General features: G+C 64.3%; 15 protein-coding genes and 1 riboswitch. Of the genes, 5 read left to right on the top strand and 10 right to left on the bottom strand.

Annotation, left to right across the window (positions count from 1 at the left end):
* Positions 1-16: 16 nt before the first annotated feature.
* The 8 genes from AC3IYG_RS17380 to AC3IYG_RS17345 all read right to left on the bottom strand — a co-directional run bounded on the left by AC3IYG_RS17380 (position 17) and on the right by AC3IYG_RS17345 (position 11,844).
* Entirely contained in the window at positions 17-1,504 is a 1,488-nt protein-coding gene (locus AC3IYG_RS17380; protein ID WP_489310514.1) for a sensor domain-containing diguanylate cyclase, read from the bottom strand.
* Positions 1,505-1,820: 316 nt separating this feature from the next.
* Positions 1,821-3,626 carry an allophanate hydrolase gene (gene atzF, locus AC3IYG_RS17375; protein ID WP_489310512.1) on the bottom strand — a complete coding sequence of 602 codons (1,806 nt, stop codon included), beginning with the start codon at positions 3,624-3,626 and terminating at the stop codon, positions 1,821-1,823.
* 80 nt (positions 3,627-3,706) lie between these two features.
* Entirely contained in the window at positions 3,707-7,378 is a 3,672-nt protein-coding gene (gene uca, locus AC3IYG_RS17370; protein ID WP_489310510.1) for an urea carboxylase, read from the bottom strand.
* Positions 7,379-7,698: 320 nt separating this feature from the next.
* Positions 7,699-8,334, bottom strand: a complete 636-nt coding sequence (locus AC3IYG_RS17365; protein WP_489310508.1) for an urea amidolyase associated protein UAAP2 — start codon at positions 8,332-8,334, stop codon at positions 7,699-7,701.
* A gap of 10 nt (positions 8,335-8,344) precedes the next feature.
* The gene (locus AC3IYG_RS17360; protein ID WP_489310506.1) at positions 8,345-9,073 is read right to left on the bottom strand and encodes an urea amidolyase associated protein UAAP1; all 729 of its coding nucleotides are present in this window, start codon (positions 9,071-9,073) and stop codon (positions 8,345-8,347) included.
* Positions 9,073-9,879 carry an ABC transporter ATP-binding protein gene (locus AC3IYG_RS17355; protein ID WP_489310505.1) on the bottom strand — a complete coding sequence of 269 codons (807 nt, stop codon included), beginning with the start codon at positions 9,877-9,879 and terminating at the stop codon, positions 9,073-9,075. The genes AC3IYG_RS17360 and AC3IYG_RS17355 overlap by 1 nt, the downstream gene beginning before the upstream one ends.
* Positions 9,876-10,691: an ABC transporter permease gene (locus tag AC3IYG_RS17350; RefSeq protein WP_489310503.1), complete on the bottom strand. Its 816-nt coding sequence runs from the start codon at positions 10,689-10,691 to the stop codon at positions 9,876-9,878. Before AC3IYG_RS17350 ends, AC3IYG_RS17355 begins: the two co-directional genes overlap by 4 nt.
* 73 nt (positions 10,692-10,764) lie before the next feature.
* Positions 10,765-11,844 (bottom strand): putative urea ABC transporter substrate-binding protein, encoded by a 1,080-nt coding sequence (locus AC3IYG_RS17345; RefSeq protein ID WP_489310501.1) that lies wholly within the window; start codon positions 11,842-11,844, stop codon positions 10,765-10,767.
* 54 nt (positions 11,845-11,898) lie between these two features.
* Positions 11,899-12,010, bottom strand: a riboswitch (guanidine-I (ykkC/yxkD leader).
* Between the two features lie 324 nt (positions 12,011-12,334).
* Here AC3IYG_RS17345 and AC3IYG_RS17340 point away from each other — a divergent pair.
* Positions 12,335-12,793, top strand: a complete 459-nt coding sequence (locus AC3IYG_RS17340; RefSeq protein WP_489310499.1) for a hypothetical protein — start codon at positions 12,335-12,337, stop codon at positions 12,791-12,793.
* Here the strand turns inward: AC3IYG_RS17340 and AC3IYG_RS17335 are convergent.
* A complete protein-coding gene (locus AC3IYG_RS17335) occupies positions 12,790-13,701 on the bottom strand; it encodes a LysR family transcriptional regulator (protein ID WP_489310497.1) in 912 nt (303 codons plus the stop codon). The two genes, AC3IYG_RS17340 and AC3IYG_RS17335, sit on opposite strands and share 4 nt — an antisense overlap.
* A gap of 99 nt (positions 13,702-13,800) precedes the next feature.
* Between AC3IYG_RS17335 and AC3IYG_RS17330 the strand changes: the two genes are divergently transcribed.
* The 4 genes from AC3IYG_RS17330 to lapD all read left to right on the top strand — a co-directional run bounded on the left by AC3IYG_RS17330 (position 13,801) and on the right by lapD (position 18,871).
* Positions 13,801-15,588 (top strand): alkyl/aryl-sulfatase, encoded by a 1,788-nt coding sequence (locus tag AC3IYG_RS17330; RefSeq protein ID WP_489310495.1) that lies wholly within the window; start codon positions 13,801-13,803, stop codon positions 15,586-15,588.
* A 127-nt stretch (positions 15,589-15,715) separates the two neighbouring features.
* Entirely contained in the window at positions 15,716-15,961 is a 246-nt protein-coding gene (locus AC3IYG_RS17325; RefSeq protein ID WP_489310493.1) for a DUF1145 domain-containing protein, read from the top strand.
* A 137-nt stretch (positions 15,962-16,098) separates the two neighbouring features.
* Positions 16,099-16,803, top strand: coding sequence for a cysteine protease LapG (lapG, locus tag AC3IYG_RS17320; protein WP_489310491.1), 705 nt, complete (start codon positions 16,099-16,101; stop codon positions 16,801-16,803).
* Between the two features lie 121 nt (positions 16,804-16,924).
* A complete protein-coding gene (lapD, locus tag AC3IYG_RS17315) occupies positions 16,925-18,871 on the top strand; it encodes a cyclic di-GMP receptor LapD (protein ID WP_489310489.1) in 1,947 nt (648 codons plus the stop codon).
* A 153-nt stretch (positions 18,872-19,024) separates the two neighbouring features.
* On the opposite strand, the gene AC3IYG_RS17310 is transcribed toward lapD, so the two are convergent.
* Positions 19,025-19,363: a tryptophan synthase subunit beta gene (locus tag AC3IYG_RS17310; RefSeq protein ID WP_489310487.1), complete on the bottom strand. Its 339-nt coding sequence runs from the start codon at positions 19,361-19,363 to the stop codon at positions 19,025-19,027.
* Positions 19,364-19,429 lie beyond the last annotated feature (66 nt).

Here is a 19,429-nt window from a genome sequence, read left to right as displayed (position 1 = left end):
TGCCCGCACCGCCGGGTCAGTCTGTTGCGCCCGCGGGCTCGATGCAGACGCGGTTGCGCCCCGACTGCTTGGCTCGGTACAGCGCCCTGTCGGCGCGGGCCAGCAGGCTGTGCAAGGTGTCGCTCGGGTGCAGTTCGGTGAGGCCGATGCTGGTATTGATCTGCAGGTTGACCCCGGCGAAGGGGTAGCGGTGCTGTTCGCCGAGGCTGCGGATCTTCTCGGCCAGTTGCTGGGCGATGGCACCGTCGGTGTCCTTGAGCAGGACGATGAACTCTTCGCCACCCCAGCGGCAGATGATATCGGACTGGCGCATGCAGTCTTGCAGGTTGTTGGCGAACCCTTGCAGCACTTCATCGCCGGCCAGGTGGCCGTAGGTGTCGTTGAGTGCTTTGAAGTTGTCCAGGTCGATCATCAGCGTGGTCAGCGGCATCCGGTCGCGCTGGGCTTCCTGCAGTGCCTGGGTGGCGAGGATGTCGAAGCCACGGCGGTTGGGCAGCCCGGTCAGGCTGTCGGTGGTGGCCAGTGCCTCGATACGCGCCTGGTAGCGGCGCAGCACCAGATAGACCAGGGCCAGCACCAGGGCGGTGACGACGAAGCAGATCAGCAGGTTGAGGTAGAGGGTCTGGCGGATGCCGGCGAGGGCACCGTCTTCGTGCTTGTCGACGAACAGGTACCAGTCCAGTTCGGGGATAAAACGCACGTTGAGGAAGTGGCCGCGGCCATGCTCCTGATAGTTGAAGTTGCCGCTTTGTGGCTTTGGCAGCTTGGCCTGCAACTCTTCCAGGCCGGGCACCGCGCTCAGCGCCTGGCCGACCTTGGCGCCCAGTGGCCCGCCGGTGGCGCCGGTGAGGACGATCTTGCCGTGGGTGTCGACGAAGAACACGCTGCGGTCGTAGCGCTGCTGGTAGTCGTCGATCAGCTTGACCACCGCGTCAACGGTGAGGCCGACACCGGTGGCGCCGATGAATTTGCCGTCGTAGTCGAACACCTTGTAGTTGATGAAGAAGGTCAACTGGTCCTGGTTGGCCATGTCGACGTCGACATTGACCTCGTAGGGCTCCTTCATATCGCGCACACGGAAGTACCAGACATCCCGGGGCTCGCGTTCGCTCACGCTTTTGAGCACGCCTTTGGCCTGGTAGTAGCGCAGGGTTTTGTCCGAGATGAAGAAGCTGGTGAAGGCACCGTAGTGCTCCTGCACTTCGCGCAGGTAGCGGGTTACCTGCGGCACATCCTGCTCGCCGCCGATTACCCAGTCACGCAAGAAGGTGTCGCGGCTCATCATCGAGGAGATCAGGATCGGTCGCACCAGGTCCTTCTGGATCTCCGAGTAGACGTTGTCGGAGGTCAGCGGCAGTTCGGTGTTGACGATGCTACTGCGGATTGAGTTGAGCGAGGCGTAGTAGCTGACCAAGGAGGTGGCGAGGAAGCCACTGCCAAGCATCAGCGCAAGCAACACGACCAACGAACGCTGGGTTTTCCTGGAGTGGGTGCTGTTAGGCATGGAGCTGGGCGATCTCTGGGTGAGTGGCGCTATGCTATCGATTCGCCGAGGCTGCGTCATTCGCGCCGATCAGTGTTTTCAAGCGGTTCTTGCAGCTTATCGGCGGCATGTCGCCAGGCTTTACCGTCCGTGCAGGGCCAGGGCACTGAGCAGGTGCTTCATCTCGCGGTAGAGCGCCTGGATGTCGTCGGCGCGGTTCTGCGCCTGGTCGCGGGTCCGCGGCGGCATGACGGGTCCTTGTGCGATGCCACCCGCGCGGGTGGCGTCCTGAATGCACGCACTCCAGCGCCAAGGTTCGGATACCGCCAAGCCGCGCTCAACCCTTGTTTTTCAGGTACCCGCGCCAGCCGCCAAAGTGGCTGATATCGCTGGCGCCGGCCAGGCCGTAGGGCTCGCAGATAAAGCCGCTTTCCCAGCTGCCATCGGCCAGCTGCACCTTGCCCAGGCCAAGCGGTGCTGGGATGCCGGTGAGGAAGGAGCCCAGTTCGCTGCTCGGCAGCTCCCAGACTTCCACCGCGATGGCCACACCGCCTTCGCTGACGCGCAGCATGCCCGGGCGCAAAGGCGGGCCGCCGGCGAGGGCATAGAGCTGATAGTCCGCCGAGCTGTGCGTGGCTTGCAGCAGGCGGCCGCCACGTTGTTTCAGCTGCCAGTTGAGTGGCAGGCCATCCAGGTGTGCGCCACACACCACGATGCGGGCCAGGTCATTGCGGGCGGCAGTGGCGGGTGCGTTCAGGCCCAGCGTGCGCTCGCCAGCCAGCGGCAAGTCGTGCTGGCATTGCAGGCCTTCGGCCAGGCTGAGCAGGTATTGGTCGGTGAAAGGCCGGCCGAACAGCGTCACCCCCCACGGCAGACCATTGGCCATGAAACCCGCCGGCACGGCGATGGCGGCGTAGTCGAGCATGTTCATGAAGTTGGTGTAGTAGCCCAGGTCGGAATTGCGCGCGACGGGTTCGTCATGCAATTCGGCCAGAGTCACCGGGCGCGGATAGGCCGGAGTCAGCACGCAGTCCAGCCCGGCCATGGCGCGGTCGCAAATGGCTTTCAGTGCTTGCAGGCGATAGTGCGCACGGAACAATTGCACGGCAGTGGTGCCCGGCGCTTTCGATAGCACGGCGCGGATCACCGGCAGCACGGCATCCGGTTGCGCTTCGATCAGCTCGCCGGCGACGCTGTAGCGTTCGGCGACCCACGGGCCTTCATAAAGCAGGCGTGCGGCTTCGAGGAACGGCGCGAAGTCGAGTTCCACTGCTTCGCCCCCGAGGTCTTGCAGGTGTTTGAGGGTGGCGGCGAACAGCGCCGGGCTCTCAGTGCAGCCGAGAAACTCAAGCTGCTTGGGGACGCCGAAGCGGAAGCCTTTGCGCGGTGTGCCGAAGGCGCTGGCATCGTTCCATAACGGGTTGGCGCGGCTGTATTCGTCGCGCGGGTCGAGCTTGGCGGTCAGGGCCAGCAATTGGCTGGCCTCGCGGGCGGTGGCGGTGAAGTAGGTGACGCAGTCCAGCGTGCGGCAGGCCGGCACTACGCCGGCGGTGGAGAGCAGGCCTTTGCTGGCTTTGAGGCCGATCAGGTTATTCAGCGCGGCAGGCACGCGACCGGAGCCCGCCGTATCGGTGCCGAGGGCGAAACTGGCGACGCCAAGCGCCACGGCCAGCGCCGAACCGGCACTGGAACCACCGGAGGGATATTCCGGGTGCACGCTGTTACGGCATTCGCCATAGGGCGAGCGGGTGCCATTCAAGCCGGTGGCGAATTGATCGAGGTTGGCCTTGCCCAGCGGCACCGCGCCGAGTGCGATCAACTGAGCGACCAGGGTGGCCGAGCGCTCAGGGGTATAGGCGAAGGCCGGGCACGCGGCGGTGGTCGGGATGCCGGCGAGGTCGATGTTGTCCTTGATGGCAAAAGGCACGCCGAACAGCGGCAGGCTGTCGGCGGCTTGGCCATCCAGTGCGGTCAGGTAAGGCTCCAGTTCTGCCACGGTCAGCAGGTGGATGAACAGATTGAATTCAGGGTTTAGCGCCGCGGCTTGTTCACGCAATGCGCTGATCAGTTGGCGCGGCGTGGTGGTGCCGGCCAGGTAAGCGGCTTTCAGCGCGCCGAGGCGTAGATCGAATGGGTGTTTCATGGTTGGCTTCCTTCTGAGGTTGGCCAGGACTCGGTCAATTCCCTCTCCCCACGGGGAGAGGGTTAGGGAGAGGGGAGGGTTCATATTTCTTCCAGCACCACCACCCTCTGCCCGGCACGCACCGGCGAACCCGGTTGCACGCGCACCTCCTTGACCACGCCATCACGCGGGGCGAGCAGGGGGATTTCCATCTTCATCGACTCGAGGATCACCAGCACATCGCCGGCGTTCACCGTGCTGCCGGCTTCCACCTGCACCTGCCAGAGGTTGCCGGCGATGTGGCTGTCGATTGAGTGCTGGCCAAGGCCAAGCGGCGCGTCTTCGCCTGGCTCCGGGACGACTTCTTCGCTGTCGAAATGTGCCTGGCCGCTGGTGATCCAGCGCTCGCGTTCGGCGTTGAAGGCCGCTTGTTGCTGGCCGCGGAAGGCGCCGATGCTGTCGGCATCCCTGGCCAGGAAGGCTTGATAGTCGGCAAGGTTAAGTTCGCTGTATTCGATCTTCAGCGGGTAGCGGCCAAGGGGGAAGTCGCGGCGGATTTGCAGCAGTTCGCAGGCCGAGACCGGGTAGAAACGGATCTGGTCGAAGAAACGCAGCAGCCAGGGTTTGCCATCGAAGGCGGCGACTTCGCGGTAGCGGTTCCACATCTGCAGGGTGCGGCCGACGAACTGATAACCGCCGGGGCCTTCCATGCCATACACGCACATGTAAGCGCCGCCGATGCCCACCGAGTTTTCCGCGGTCCAGGTGCGGGCCGGGTTGTACTTGGTGGTGACCAGGCGATGGCGCGGGTCCAGTGGCGTGGCCACCGGCGCGCCGAGGTAGACGTCGCCGAGGCCCATCACCAAGTAGCTGGCCTCGAACACCGTGCGATAGACCTCAGCCAAATCAGGCAAGTCGTTGATCCGGCGGATGAACTCCAGGTTGCTCGGGCACCAGGGCGCGTCTTTGCGCACGGTGGTCATGTATTTCTCGATGGCCAGCTGGCAGGCCGGATCATCCCAGGACAGCGGCAGGTGGACGATCCGTGACGGTACTTGCAGGTCCTGCGCGGCGCAGACCGCATCCCATTCGCCGGCGATGATGCCGAGCAGGTCGGCCAGCGCCAGGGTTTCCGGCTGGTAGTGCACTTGCAAGGAGCGGATGCCCGGCGTCAGGTCGATCACGCCGCGCAAGGTCTTGCTTTCGAGTGCCTGCATCAGCGCATGGCCACGGAAGCGCAACACCAGGTCGAGTTCAGCCGCGCCGATTTCCACCAGCAGATGGGTGTCGCCGGAAAGGCGGGCGACCAGGCGGGTGTCGTCGCTGCCGATGTCGAGGACGATGGGGGTGGTGAGCGCCGCGGCTGCCACAGTAGGAGCTGCTTGTGTGGGAGCGGCTTCAGCCGCGATTGTGCCGACACTGGAAGCGCGGCTGAAGCCGCTCCCACATGTGCTGCTACGAAGTTCTTTGCACTCCTGCTTGCGCGCCTTCGCCAGCTTGCGCGCGGTGGCGATTTCCACTGGGGTGAACTGCACCTTGTCGCCGGCTTTGAGCTGGCCGAGTTGCCAGAGGTCGGCCTCGATGATGCTCACCGGGCAGACGAAACCGCCCAGGCTCGGGCCGTCCGGGCCGAGTATCACCGGCATGTCGCCGGTGAAGTCGACCGCGCCGATGGCGTAGGGGTTGTCGTGAATGTTGGAGGGGTGCAGGCCGGCCTCGCCGCCGCTGTCGCGGACCCATTGCGGTTTCGGGCCGATCAGCCGTACGCCGGTGCGGCTGGAGTTGAAGTGCACTTCCCACTGGGTGGCGAAAAAGGTGTCGATATAGGCCGGGGTGAAGTATTCCGGCGCGCCGTGGGGGCCGTAGATTACGCGGATGCTGCGTACGCTCGGCAATGGCGCGCAGAGTTCGCTGGCCAGGCTGGCGCCGTGGCTGTCATCGCCCAGTGCGGGAATGTGCAGCACATCGCCGGCACGCAGGGCACGGCCGCCGTGGCCGCCGAACTGGCCGAGGGTGAAGGTGCTTTTGCTGCCCAGGTAATCCGGCACCTGCACGCCGCCGCGCAGGCACAGGTAGCTGCGGGCGCCGGCCCCGGCGATGGTGCCGAGGCTGAGGGTACTGCCGGCTTTGACCAGCAAGGCGGTGTTCAGGGCTTGCGCGACACCATCCAGGCTCAGCGGAATCGGCGCACCCGTGACCGCCACCACCGCATCGGTGTTGAAGCGCAGGCTCGGCCCACTCATGGTGATTTCCAGCGCGGCGGCGCCTTCGTCATTACCCAGCAGGCGATTGCCCAGGCGCAGAGCGCGGTCGTCCATCGGCCCGGATGGCGGTACACCCACGGCCCAATAACCGAGGCGGCCAGGGAAGTCCTGCACGGTGGTTTGCGTGCCGGCGCTGAGCACATCGAAGGTGTCGGCTTGGTAAATCAACTGCTCCAGGCAACGGGTCCAGGGGTTGCCACTGGCGAACGGCACGTCCTGGATGATTTGCCGCAGGTAGTCGCGGTTGGTTTCCACGCCATACAACAGGCTGTCGCCGAGGGCGTCGTACAGACCGTCGCTGGCCTCCTCACGGGTCGGTGCCCAGGCGATCAGCTTGGCGATCATCGGGTCGAAGTACGGCGGAATTTCGCAGCCGGCTTCCACCCAGGTGTCGATGCGCAGGGTTTTGCCATCGGCCTTCGGAAATCGCACGGCGGTCAGCAGGCCCGGGCTCGGCTGGAAATCGCGGCCCGGATCTTCCGCATACAGGCGCGCCTGAATGGCGTGGCCGTTGGGTTGCAGGCCCTGCTGCAACTGGCTCAGCGGCGGCAGGTCGCCAGCGGCGAGCTGGATCATCCAGCCGACCAGATCGACGCCCCAGACCTGTTCGGTGACGCCGTGCTCGACTTGCAGGCGGGTGTTCACTTCAAGGAAATAGAACTGGCTGGCCTCGCTGTCGTAAACGAACTCGACGGTGCCGGCGCTGCGGTAGTTGACCGCTTTCGCCAGTTTGATCGCCGCTGCGCACAGCTCGTCGGCCATGCCGACAGGCAGGTTGGTCGCCGGGGTTTCTTCCAGCACTTTCTGGTTGCGCCGCTGCACCGAGCAGTCGCGCACGCCCAGGGCCAGGACTTCGCCGCGACCATCGCCGAACACCTGCACTTCCAGGTGACGGGCGCGCTGGATGTATTTCTCGATGAATACCCCAGAGTCGCTGAAATTGTTCTGGCCCAGGCGTTTCACCGCATCGAAGGCTTCGCTCAGCTCGGCGGCCGAACGGCACACGCGCATGCCGATGCCGCCACCGCCAGCGGTGCTTTTCAGCATCACCGGGTAGCCGACCTGTTCGCCGGCAAGCAGCGCGGCGTCGAGGTTCTCCAGCAGTTCCGTGCCTTCGAGCATCGCCACGCCGTGCTGTTTGGCCAGCGCGCGGGCGGTGTGCTTGAGGCCGAAGACGCGCAGTTGTTCTGGCGTCGGACCGACGAAGGCGATGCCGGCCGCTTCGCAGGCTTCGGCGAAAGCGGCGTTCTCGGAAAGAAAACCGTAGCCGGGGTGAATGGCCTGGGCACCAGCCTGTCTGGCCGCGGCGAGAATCTTCTCGACCACCAGGTAGGTACCAGCGGCCGCGCCTTCGCCGAGACTGAAGGCCTCATCGGCTTGCTGGATATGCAGGCTGGCGGCATCGGCTTCGGAGTACACGGCCACGCTTTTGACATCCAGCGTGCGCAGGGTCCGCAGGATGCGGCAGGCAATGGCGCCACGGTTGGCGATCAACAGTTTCTTGAACATGTTGTTAAACCCTCGAAAGGGAAGGCGGGCCGTCCCGCTGTATTCGGTCTGCACCCACGGTCGTCCGGGGTGGGGAATTGGTGTGCGCTGCGCTTTTTGTGGGAGCGGCTAAAGCCGCTCCCATAAAGGTTTCCCTGCATACCTCGGTCAATTCCCTCGCCCCCAGCGGGGAGAGGGCTAGGGTGAGGGGGGACTTTGATGTTGCGTTTTGCCCTTGTCCTCGGTCCCTCTCCCGCCAGCGGGAGAGGGATGACGTTGCAGTACCTGCCCACTCCGGCTCTGACATAGCTGAAACAACCACCCCCGCCACTTACCCACACTCAATCCCATACCAGCACCTCGGCCGGGGTCGGGTTGTAGCCGTTGCACGGGTTGTTCAGCTGTGGGCAGTTGGAGATCAGCACGATGATGTCCATGTGCGCGATCAGTTCGACGTACTTGCCGGCGGCGGAGATGCCGTCCTCGAAGGTCAGGCCGCCCTCCGGGGTGACCGGCACGTTCATGAAGAAGTTGATGTTGGCGCTGATGTCGGCCTTGTTCAGGCGGCCGTCGTGCAGACTGGCGCGCAGGAAGTTGTCGCGGCAGCTGTGCATGTAGCGCGTGTCGAGGGCGTAGCGCACGCTGTTGCTCTCCTGCGCGCAGGCACCGCCCAAGGTGTCGTGGCGGCCGCAGGTGTCGGCGCTGATGGTCAGCAGCGGGTTGCCGAGGTTGGAATACAGTACGCTGCCGCTGGTCAGGTAGACGCGGTTCTGTTTGCGCAGGGTGCGTTGCACGTCATAACGCTCGCGCGGGTTGCGGGCGCTGTAGAACAGCGTGTCGACCGCCTGGTTGCCTTCGAGGTCGAGCAGGCGCAGGGTCTGTCCAGCTTTCACCTCAGTCATGAACGGCTCGCCGGCGGCGATGGTGGCGCGGTAGACGGCGGCTTCCGGGTGCTTGTCGCTGTGGGTCAGGTGCATGAGACGGCCCTCAGATGTACTGGCGTTCGGTGTTGTGGAAGCCGCGGCCGTTCTCCGGGCGCGAGGTGCGGCAGAGCACGCTGATGCTGTCGTCGGCGACTTTGCTCCAGTTCAGTTGCACCGGCTTGGGGGCGTACTGCGGGTTTGGGTCCAGCGGGTGTTGCAGGGCGGTGAGCACCACCAGGGTGTCCATCGGCGCATACAGTTCGAGGTAGTCGCCGGCCTTGGAGTTGCCGGTTTCGAAGTGGAAGCAGCCATCGGCATCGACCGTGACCTTGCTGAACAGGTTGAGGGTCATCAGCAGGTCCTGCAGGTTGAGGTTCCACTTGCCCATTTCCACCAGCAGGTTGTCCACGCCGTTGCGAAAGAAGCCGTTGCGCAGTTCCTGATAGCGGCCGCTGCCGTACTTCTCCTTTACTTCAGTGGCGTTCAGCACACCGCCGAAGCTGTCGTGCCAGCCGCAGGTGTCGGCGCTGATGGCGGCCAGTACGCGGCCCATGTCCGAGTACAGGCAATGGCCGGCGGTGAGCTTGGCGGTGTGCTGGCATTTCAGCGAGTCCGGCAGGTTCAGACGTTCGCTTTTTTCATGGGCGTTGAGCAGCAGCAGGCTGACGTTGGCGCCGCCTTCGAGGTCGGTGATGCGCAGCAACTGGCCGCGCTTGAGGACGAACGAGGTGTGGCCACCGCCCGGAACAACTTCTTCGTACAGGCTGGATCGCAGGGTCAGAGCAGCACTCATCATCGGGCTCCTTGATGGGCGGGTTGCAGGTTGGCGGCGACAGTTGCCGGCAAGGCTTCGACGGCGGCACGCGTGGTGCGGCGGTCGCTATTCAGCGGAATGTCGTAGGTGATGCGTGCGCCGAAGGCGTTCGGCGCGTGCGGGTCGTGGCGGACCTTGTCGAATACCAGGATGCGGGTGCCGAGGGTGAAACCTTCGGACAGGTCGTGGGTGACCATGAACACGGTCAGTTTGGTTTCCCGCCACAGCTCCAGCAGCAGCCCGTGCATGTCCTTGCGGATGCCGGGGTCGAGGGCGCCAAAGGGTTCGTCGAGAAGCAAAATGCGCGGCTGCATGATCAGCGCCTGGGCAATTGCCAGGCGTTGCTGCATGCCGCCGGAAAGTTGGCTCGGGTATTTGTCCAGGGCGTGGCCGAGGCCGACCTTGTGCAACAGCGCGGCGGCCTGTTCGCGGGCTTCACGCTTGGCTCTGCCGAACAGCCGACCGAGCAGCGGCGAGCGCGGCAATTCGAGGCCGAGGGCGACGTTGTCCAGCACCGATAGGTGCGGGAACACCGAGTAGCGCTGGAACACCACGCCACGGCTGGCGTCCGGTTCGCCGACCAGTTTTTCGCCGTTCAGCAGGATCTCGCCACGGCTCGGCGTCTCCTGGCCCAGCAGCAGGCGCAGGAAGGTCGATTTGCCGCAACCGGAGGTGCCGACCAGGGTGCAGAACTCGCCCTCGGCCACGCTGAGGTTCAGGCGTTCCAGCACGACTTGATCATCGTATGTCTGCCAGACGTTCTTCACTTCAATGAAGGCGCTCATGCTTTCGCTCCTTCATACCAAGGGAAGGCCAGTTGGGTCAGGCGCTTGAGGCCCAGGTCCATCAGCCAGGCGAGCAGGGTGATCCAGGCCACGTACGGCAGGATCACGTCCATCGCCAGGTAACGCCGCACCAGGAACACCCGGTAGCCGAGCCCGTCGGTGGAGGCGATGGCCTCGGCCGCGATCAGGAACAGCCAGGCCGACCCGAGCACCAGGCGCAGGGAAATCAATAGGCGCGGCATCAACTGCGGCAGGATCACCCGCAGGATCAGCGTCCAGGTCGAGGCGCCGAGGGTCTGCGCCTTGATCAGCAGTTCCGGTGGAATCTCCCGGGCGCGTTGTTCCAGGTCCCGCGCCAGCACCGGGGTGATGCCGATGACGATCAGCATCACCTTGGACAGCTCGCCGAGACCGAAGACGATGAACAGGATCGGCAGAATCGCCAACGGTGGCACCATCGACAGCACGGTGAGCAACGGCGACAGCGGTGCCCTGAACAGCGGCAAGGTGCCGGCGGCGATGCCCAGGCACAGGCCGAGCAGCGCCGCGATACCCAGGCCGATGCCCAGGCGTTGCAGGCTGGAGCGGGTGTCCTGCCACATCAGGTAGCCACCGCTGCGTTTGTCTTCGCTGAAGGCCAGGCGCTTGACCGCGTCGGTCATCTGCGCTGCGCTGGGCAGCAGCTTGTCGTTGGGGTTTTCCGTCAGCCGCGCGGCCGAGCCCGTGAAGTAGGCGAACAGCAGCAGGGCGAACGGCAACAGTACCAGCAGCAGTCGTCCCGCACGGTCCGGCTGGCGATTGATCAGGCGCATGATTGTTCCTCGTCGTAGGAGCGGGCCATGCCCGCGATTGGGTTCGCGGGCATGGCCCGCTCCTACTGTCCTGTCACAGCGTTCCCTCGGCCGCCATTTGCACGTAGCTCGGGTCGAAGCGCAGCTTGACGTTGCCCTTGTTGCCGGTGACGACGCCCTTGGCGAAACTCATGCCGACTGCGCCAGCGTCTTTCGCGCCTTCGCCGAGCAACCCGTGGGTGAAGGAGAACGATGCAACCTTGTCCATGGTCGCCGGCAGTTTCGGGCTGGTGGCGAAGGCCAGGGCATCTTGTGCGGTGTAGAACAGCTTGGTGCTCGCCAGTTGCGACTTGAAGCCAGCCAGGTCAGTGCCCGATGCCTTGGCCATGTGTTCCAGGGCGGCGGTGGCGGCCGGGGTATCGGTGCTCATCAACTGCATGATTTCGAACCAGGCACCGGTCAGCGCTTTACCCAGGGCCGGGTTGTCTTTCAGGGTCAGGCTGTTGACCACCATCATGTCCATGATCTCGCCAGGTATCTGGCTGGAGTTGAATACTTCGGTAACGCTCGGCTTGGCGTTGATCTCGGCCAGCATCGGGTTCCAGGTGGCGACGGCACTCACTTCATCGGTATTGAAGGCGGCGGCGATGTCGGCGTCCGAGGTGTTGACCACGGTCAGGTCTTTCTCGCTCAACCGGGCTTTTTCCAGGCCACGGGCGAGCAGGTAATGGGAGACGGAGAGCTCGACCAGATTGACCGGCTGGCCCTTGAGGTCGGCCAGGGTCTTGCCTTCGCCCTTGATGACGATGCCGTCGTTGCCGTTGGAGAAGTCGCTGACGATCAGCGCCGTGGAGTCGACGCCACCGGCTGCCGGAATGGTTAGCGCATCCATGTTGGTCATGGTGCAGCCGTCGAATTGGCCGGCGGTGTATTGGTTGATCGATTCGACGTAGTCGTTGAGTTGCACCACCTCGATGGCGATGCCGTACTTCTTCGCCCACTTATCGACGATGCCTTCGGCGGCGGCGTATTCCCACGGCATCCAGCCGGCGTAGAGGGTCCAGCAGACGCTGAACTTGTCTTTGGTTTCGGCCTGGGACGTGAGGCTGATGGCGACGGCAAGGCCGGCGGCTATTGATAACAAACGGCGGGCGAACAAACGGGGCTTACGCATGTGGAACCTCCAGTTCGAGAAAAAAGCGGACAGGCGTAACGCGGCTTGGCGTTCGTCTCCCGGGCTTTTGTCCCGCCGTGTAACCTCAACTGGAGGTCGATGACTCTCGGACCAGCCACTCGCCGCATTCACATGTTGGCGAGCCGGAACCCTAGTCATCCATTGCAAATTGTGGTGCCGCGAACCCAGGGGTCTGGGTGATACCTGCACGGTCATTGTTAAGCGAGAGCCGTGCCAAGTCGGCAGACGCCCGCTGGGGCGGGGGTTTCGATGCGCGCTGGGCTGTTTCGTGGCGGCTTGTGCGCGCAAATGAAGCGCGCGGGTTTATTTTGGTGCGTTTTGCCGGGCGATTGAAACAACTGGCAACGGAATATGGTCGAGCCCCGCTCTGCACTCCACCGCTGCTGGCACTGTCAAAGTCAGTGGAAGCTCTTGCTGGCGCCGGTACTCACTGGCGCCGCTTCCGTAGCGGTCGAAGGAGGCCGCCATCATGTTCTGCCGATCAATCCTGCTCGCGGTCATGGGTTTGTTCTTGAGTGGTTGCGCGGTGTATGCCTATGACGGTGATCGTGGCTACCCCCGCTATGCCGGCGGTGGTTATGGTGCCCACGATTACAACAGGGGTTACAGCGTGCGGCGTTATGAGGTTTACCAAGTCCCGCGCTATTACGACTACGGTGGTCGCCGTTATGACGCGCGCCGTTACGACCATCACCGCTACGATCAACAGCGCTATGTCGCGCCGCCGCGTTATCGGCCGCCGGCACCGCGTTACTACACGCCAACCCGACATCCGACCCGGCGCGGTTGGGAGCAGGGCAGCCAAGGCGGTTATCAGGCGCCGCAGATGCACGGCCAGCGGCATGATTATCGCCGCGCCGACCAGGGCGGTTCACCACGGCGCGAGTATGATCGCGGCCGCAACAACGAGCACCGGCAGAGGAATTAGCCGGTACGCGTGGGCCGTAACGCATCCTCTTTGCGCAGCTGGTCGAGCATGGCCTGCGCCGCCGGCGACAGGCTGTGCCCGGCGCGGCTGACCAAGCCGTAGGCGGAGCGTTGGGCCAGTTCGCCTGAGGCGATGGGCAGCACGGCCAGGCGTCCGGCCTCGACCTCTTCGGCGATCACGTCCCAAGGCGCCATGCTCAGCACATCGCTTTCCGCCACCAGGGCTTTTAGCACCATGAAGTTGTCGCACTGGATGCCCAGGAGTTGCTCGCGGCCGCTGAGTTGTCGCAGTGCGCTGGCGACTTGGTCGGGCAATTGGGTGCCGGCCAGCGGGTAATCGGCCAGCGCATGAAGACTCACATCGGGCTGCTTGAGCAGCGGATGACCGGGGCGGCAGAACAGCACGCCGGGGTGCGTCTGCAAGGGTTCGATGGCCAATTGCGGGTCGCCGTGCAGATCGCGGGTGTCGGCCACGAACAGTTCAATGTCTTCATTCAGCAGTCGCTCCCGCAGGCTGCGCCAATCCTCGATGAGCAAGTGCACGCGAACCTTGGGGTATAGCCGCACCAGCCGCCCGAGGGCGCGTGGCACCAGGCGCGCGGCGGGGTAGGGGCCGGCGCCCAGGCACAGCTCGCCGGCTTCGAGGTTGCCCAACTGGCTGACGGCGTTTTGCAGCGATCGATTGGCCGCCAGCAGGCGTCGGGCATGCTCCAGTACCAACTGGCCGTAGGCCGTCAGCACGGCGTTGCGCGGCCCGCGATCGAGCAGCCGGCAACCGAGGCTGGCTTCCAGCGCCTGAATGCTGCGCGACAGGGCTGGCTGGCTGAGGTTGACCGCCTCGGCGGCGCGGGCGAAATGGCCGTGCTCGGCAACGGCGACGAAGTGGCGAAGCTGGCGCAGGTCACTCATGCATAACTCGCATTGAAAGCTGGATAATTTCGCATTGGAATTATCAGTCTGCCTTTGCCAGTCTTCCTGCGTCTATAACAACAACCGATAAAAGCACTTATGAGCGTCCTCACCCGTTTCAGCGGTCTGTTGCTGGCCGTGGCTTTACCTATGACGGCCCTGGCCGAGCTGCCCGAAGAGCGCATCGAACCCTCGATCAACGCCGAGCTGGCCGAGCACACCAAGGTGTTCAACAAACAGATCTACCAGGTCGCCGACAACGTCTACTCGGCGGTGGGCTGGAGTATTGCCAACAGCGTGATGATCGTGGCGCCCGAAGGGCTGATCATCGTCGACACCGGCGAGTCGGTGGAGGAGTCGCGCAAGGTCTTCGCCGAGTTCCGCAAAATCAGCGACAAGCCGGTCAAGGCCATCGTCTACACCCACTTCCACCCGGACCATATCAACGGTGTCAAAGGCTTCGTCAGCGAAGAGCAGGTGAAAAGTGGCGAGGTGCAGATCTACGCCCACGACACCCTGTTGGAAAACGTGGTGACCCAGGGCGCGCTGGTCGGACCGATCCTGGCCATGCGCTCGGCCTACAGCTTCGGCGCGGCGCTGAATGACGCCGACCGCAAGGACATGAACGCTGGCATCGGGCCGATAGCCGTCGGCGGCCCCAGCACCTTCATCGCCCCGACCATCACCTTCAAGGACCAGCTGGACACCCGCATTGCCGGCCTCAAGGTGCAGTTCCGCTGGGCGCCGAGCGAGGCGCCGGACGAGATCGTCATGTACCTGCCGGACAACCGCGTGCTGATCAGCGCGGAAGTCGACCAGGGCCCGACCCTGCCGAATATCCACACCCTGCGCGGCACCAAGTTCCGCGACCCGGTGCTGTGGGTCAACAGCCTCGATCTGCTGCGCAGTTTCAAGGCCGAGCATATGGTGCCGCTGCACGGTCGGCCGGTAAGTGGCGAGGCTAAAGTCGAGGAGGTGCTGCGCATGACCCGCGACGGCATCGCCTATGTCCATGACCAGACCGTGCGCTGGATGAACAAGGGCCTGACCCCGGACGAGCTGGCCGAGAAGGTCAAACTGCCGCCGCACCTGGCCGGTTATACACCTTACCTGCGCGAGTACTACGGCACGGTCAAACACAGCGTGCGGCAGATCTACCAAGGCTACCTCGGCTGGTTCCAGGGCGACCCGGTGGATCTCGATCCGATCCCGCCGCAAGAAAAGGCCGAGCGTCTGCTCGGCCTGATGGGCGGCCGCGACAAGGTGCTGCTGGCGGCTGGCGATGCCTACCTGAAGGGCGACTATCAATGGGCGGCGGAGCTGGCCGGCTATGCGATCCGGGTCGACCACGAGGACAGGCTGGCGCGCGATATCAAGGCCCGCAGCTTGCGCAAGCTCGGCTATGGGCAGATGAACATCAACTGGCGCAACTGGTACCTGATGAGCGCCATGGAACTGGAGGGCGGCCTCGGCGAGGAGCAGTCGCTGGAACTGGCCCAGCGGATGCGCGGCACCTTCCTTTCGCCGGACATGCTGAAGAACTTGCCGGTAAAAGTCTTCCTGCAGAACTGGGTCACCCGCGTCGATCCGGACAAGGCCAACGCGGTGAGCCTGACCCTGGGCTTCAGCTTCCCGGACATCCAGGAAGAGTGGGCCCTGGAAGTTCGCCGTGGGGTGGTGCAACTGCACCGTGGCATTCCGGCCGGGACCACGCTCAAGCTGACCCTCGACAAGAGCTACCTGGACACTGTGATCAGTGGCGAGAACAGCCTGCTCAAGGGCGCCGTGCTGGGCGATGTGCAGGTCGACGGCAGTCTGCTGGAGATCAAGACCTTTCTCGGCTGCTTCGACTTCGCCGATGCGCCCATCGCCCTGACCCTGCGTTGAGCCGGCTGCTCCGGCCATTGCCCCGCAATGGCACCGGCGTATCCGCGTCATACCCGCCGAAAGTACGGAGGGTGTGACACCGGCCAGCCGGCACACTGTGGGCTCCTGACAACCGGAGGTGGGTTCGATGCATTTACTGTCTTTCGCCAAGGGCGCGCTGGCCATGTTCTGGCTGGTGGCCGGGGTCAACCTGATCCTTCCCTTCGGCGAGCCGCTGTACCGGCCGCTGAGCCTGCTGGCCGGCGGCATGCTGGCGGTGCATGTGCTGGAAGTGGCGCTGCTGCATCGGCGCATTTCGCGGCGCCCGCAACCCTGGCTGGATCGGCAGCAGGTCTTGCTGTTCGGCGTGCTGCACCTGCGCAGCCTGCGTTGACGGCGCGCTCGCCGCTGTAATTGCCCAGGCTGCATGCGTTTGCGTGGCACCGTGCTTGATTGCACGGTGCCATTGTCTTTTTCCGGTGCAGCACGCACCATCCGCACGCTCTCAATTGACCGCATGGACTACCCGCAGTGGCGGTACGCTTTCCTTTATCCCGCAGCCGCCGCAGGCTCTGGCTGACGGCTGTCAGCTCGGCCCTGCTGACGGTTCTGTTGCTTGGCGGTCTGCACGCCGACTGGGACTTTTCCCTGATCAGTCGACGTGCGGAAACGCTCTACGGTCCGTTGGGGGCGGGGCGTGAGCGTATCGATGGCTGGCAGCGTCTGCTGGTCAGCCATAGCCAGGTCAGTGAGCAGGAAAAGTTGCGGGAGGTGAACCGCTTCTTCAATCGGCAGCTGCGCTTTGAAGAGGATCAGGTTATCTGGCGGGAAACCGATTATTGGGCCTCGCCGGTCGAGTCGCTGCGCCTTGGCGCGGGAGATTGCGAAGACTTCGCCATCGCCAAGTATTTCAGCTTGCGGCATCTGGGCGTTGCCAGCGAAAAGCTGCGAATCACCTACGTAAAAGCCTTGCGCCTGAACCAGGCGCACATGGTCTTGACCTATTACGCCAGCCCCGAGGCCATGCCGCTGGTGCTGGACAACCTGGTCGACGCGATCCGGCCGGCGAACAAGCGCAATGACCTGTTGCCGGTTTATGCCTTCAACGCCGAAGGCCTGTGGCTGCCAGGGGCGGGCGGTAGCAAGCGGGTGGGGGACAGCAAGCGCCTGTCGCGCTGGCAAGACCTGTTGCAGAAGATGCGCAAGGAAGGCTTTCCCGCGGAGCCGGTCAACTAGTTGGCATTCACCGCCCTTCCCCGGTCCTGGCCACGCCGGCCGGGGAGGGCAGGCAAGCCAGGCTCCACGTTTATATGAGTTAATGAACCAAGCAAGCAGGTCACTGGTAGTAGGAGTTGAGATGTCCCTGTTCAAGCAGTTATTGATCGCGATTTGCTTGTTTCTCGTGATCGCCTTTAGCGGCAGCTTCATGGTCAGCCTGGAAAGCTCGCGGGCGCAGTACGTCAACCAGTTGCGCTCTCATGCGCAGGATGCAGCCACTGCGCTGGGCTTGGCCCTGACGCCGAATATCGACGACCCGGCGATGGTTGAATTGATGGTCAGCTCGATCTTCGACAGCGGCTATTTCACCAGCATCCGCGTAGTCAGCCAGGCCACGGGCAAGGTGATGGTCGAGCGCAGCGGCATTCCCAGTGAAACCCGGGTGCCGGGCTGGTTCGTCACATTGATCGGCCTGCAGCCGGCCGGCGGCGATGCCATCGTCAGCCGTGGCTGGGAGCAGGCGGCGCGGGTCGAGGTGGTCAGTCACCCGATGTTCGCCATGGCCAAGCTCTGGCAAAGCGCCCTCGGCAGCCTTGGCTGGCTGCTGCTTTGCGGCGTGGCCAGTGCCGGGCTGGGCGCGGTGCTGCTGCGCCGGCAGTTGAAACCCCTGGACTACATGGTCGAGCAGTCGCGCGCTATCGCCCGCCGCGAGTTCCTCAGCCTGCCGGAATTGCCGCGCACCCCCGAACTGAAACGCGTGGTGCAGGCCATGAACCAGATGGTCGAGAAGCTCAAGACCCTCTTCCAGGAGCAGGCCGAGCGCAGCGAGAAGCTGCGCGAGGACGCCTATCAGGACAGCCTGACCGGGTTGGCCAACCGGCGGTATTTCGACATGCAACTGCATGCGCGGCTGAGCGTCGAGGAACATGCCTGTTCCGGTTATCTGCTGCTGTTGCGGGTCAATGACCTGCTCGGGCTGAATCAGCGCCTGGGCGGGCAGCGCACCGACCAACTGCTCAAGGCCGTGGGCGAGCAATTGCAGCGCCTGAGCGCCGAGCATCCGGAAACCAGCGACCTGATCGCGCGCAACCGTGGTGGCGAGTTCGCCGTGCTGGCGCCAGGTCTGGTGCGCGAGGAGGCGGAACAATTGGCGCAGCGCCTGCAAGCCGCGCTGGAAAGCCTGCGCGCCACCGGTGCCTCGGATTGCACGCCGGTGGCCTATGTGGGCCTGGCGTCGTTCAACCCCGGCGACTCGGCGCAGGGGCTATTCGGCCTGGCGGACGAAGCGCTGACCCAGGCCGAGAGCCTGGGGCAGCAGACCTGGGTGCGCCTTGAACGCAGTGACCTGGCGACTGTCGGCGAAGAGCGGCATGTCTGGCACCGTCTGCTCGATCAGGCGCTCAGCCAGGGCCGCTTTCGCCTGTTCTTCCAGCCGGTGGTGGACTGCCGCGAGCCCGAGCGCGTGCTGCATTACAAGGTGCTCTCGCGGCTGCTCGACGAGCAGGGCGAAGCCATCGCGGCCGGGCGCTTCCTGCCATGGCTGGAGCGTTTCGGCTGGTCGGCGCGGCTGGACCAGGTGATGCTGGAACTGGTGCTGAAACAGATGGCCGGGCACAGCCAGTCGCTGGCCCTGAACCTGTCTGCCGCCACCCTGCGCGACCCGCAGGCGCTGGGCCGCGTGCTGGAGCGCTTGCGTCAGTATCCGCAGTTCGGCGCGCGCCTGACCCTCGAACTGGAAGAGTCGCAGCTACCGGAACAGGCGGTGCTCGAACAGTTGATCCGCCGCCTGCACGAGCTGGGCTTTGCGCTCAGCCTGCAACACTTCGGCGGCCGCTTCAGCATGATCGGCAACCTGGCGCGCCTCGGTCTGGCTTACTTGAAGATCGATGGCAGCTACATCCGTCATATCGATCAGGAAAACGATAAGCGCCTGTTTATCGAAGCCATGCAGCGCGCGGCCCATAGCATCGACCTGCCGCTGATCGCGGAACGGGTCGAGACCCAGGGTGAGCTGGAGGTGCTGCGCGAGATGGGCTTCCAGGGCGTACAGGGGCGCTTGTTCGGCGAACCCGCCGAGTGGCGTTGAGGCCTTTCGCGGGTTGTTCGCGACTTGCCGGGCTCCCGCCAGCGCGGGAGTGAAGGGCGTACGGCTGGGGTATTGCTGGGCAAGCTGATTTCCAGTGCTGGACTGTTCGCTGCGTGCCCGAGTCCGGCCTACTGGCGCAAGCCGTTCGCGCGGCTAGATCACCCCGGCTTCTTCATCGTTGATCAACCGGCTCAACCCACCCAATGCTTCCCGCGCCTGGGTGCGGTTCATCAGTTTGGATTGCGCCGCCGGCGGCAGGTCGGTGATGCGGATTACGCCTTTGCTCATCAGCACCTGAATCAAGTCGTCGAGTACCCGGATCATGTCCAGGTCGCTCTGTTGCAGTTGCAACAGGCTGGTTTCCACGGTTTGGTTGGCGAACCAGGCTTGTACCTCCTGGTCGTCGGCGGCCAGCGTCTGATCCATCTCGGCGAATGCTACCGCCTCGACCCGCATCAGCTGGCCTTGGGTGTCGCGTTGTACATAGAACATCGGCAATCCTTCAGGCTCTGCCTGTTTGCCTCAGCCGCCCGTGCTGGCGCGGCTGAGGGGCAGGGG

It is taken from the genome of Pseudomonas sp. KH_027 (assembly GCF_057838565.1).
The sequence above is the reverse complement of the archived record's forward strand: the minus strand, read 5'-3'. Positions and strand labels throughout refer to the sequence as shown.

Coding starts and splice junctions, on each gene's coding strand:
- AC3IYG_RS17380 (WP_489310514.1), bottom strand. CDS start 1,504: ATGCCTAACAGCACCCACTCCAGGAAAACCCAGCGTTCGTTGGTCGTG.
- atzF (WP_489310512.1), bottom strand. CDS start 3,626: ATGAAACACCCATTCGATCTACGCCTCGGCGCGCTGAAAGCCGCTTAC.
- uca (WP_489310510.1), bottom strand. CDS start 7,378: ATGTTCAAGAAACTGTTGATCGCCAACCGTGGCGCCATTGCCTGCCGC.
- AC3IYG_RS17365 (WP_489310508.1), bottom strand. CDS start 8,334: ATGCACCTGACCCACAGCGACAAGCACCCGGAAGCCGCCGTCTACCGC.
- AC3IYG_RS17360 (WP_489310506.1), bottom strand. CDS start 9,073: ATGAGTGCTGCTCTGACCCTGCGATCCAGCCTGTACGAAGAAGTTGTT.
- AC3IYG_RS17355 (WP_489310505.1), bottom strand. CDS start 9,879: ATGAGCGCCTTCATTGAAGTGAAGAACGTCTGGCAGACATACGATGAT.
- AC3IYG_RS17350 (WP_489310503.1), bottom strand. CDS start 10,691: ATGCGCCTGATCAATCGCCAGCCGGACCGTGCGGGACGACTGCTGCTG.
- AC3IYG_RS17345 (WP_489310501.1), bottom strand. CDS start 11,844: ATGCGTAAGCCCCGTTTGTTCGCCCGCCGTTTGTTATCAATAGCCGCC.
- AC3IYG_RS17340 (WP_489310499.1), top strand. CDS start 12,335: ATGTTCTGCCGATCAATCCTGCTCGCGGTCATGGGTTTGTTCTTGAGT.
- AC3IYG_RS17335 (WP_489310497.1), bottom strand. CDS start 13,701: ATGAGTGACCTGCGCCAGCTTCGCCACTTCGTCGCCGTTGCCGAGCAC.
- AC3IYG_RS17330 (WP_489310495.1), top strand. CDS start 13,801: ATGAGCGTCCTCACCCGTTTCAGCGGTCTGTTGCTGGCCGTGGCTTTA.
- AC3IYG_RS17325 (WP_489310493.1), top strand. CDS start 15,716: ATGCATTTACTGTCTTTCGCCAAGGGCGCGCTGGCCATGTTCTGGCTG.
- lapD (WP_489310489.1), top strand. CDS start 16,925: ATGTCCCTGTTCAAGCAGTTATTGATCGCGATTTGCTTGTTTCTCGTG.
- AC3IYG_RS17310 (WP_489310487.1), bottom strand. CDS start 19,363: ATGTTCTATGTACAACGCGACACCCAAGGCCAGCTGATGCGGGTCGAG.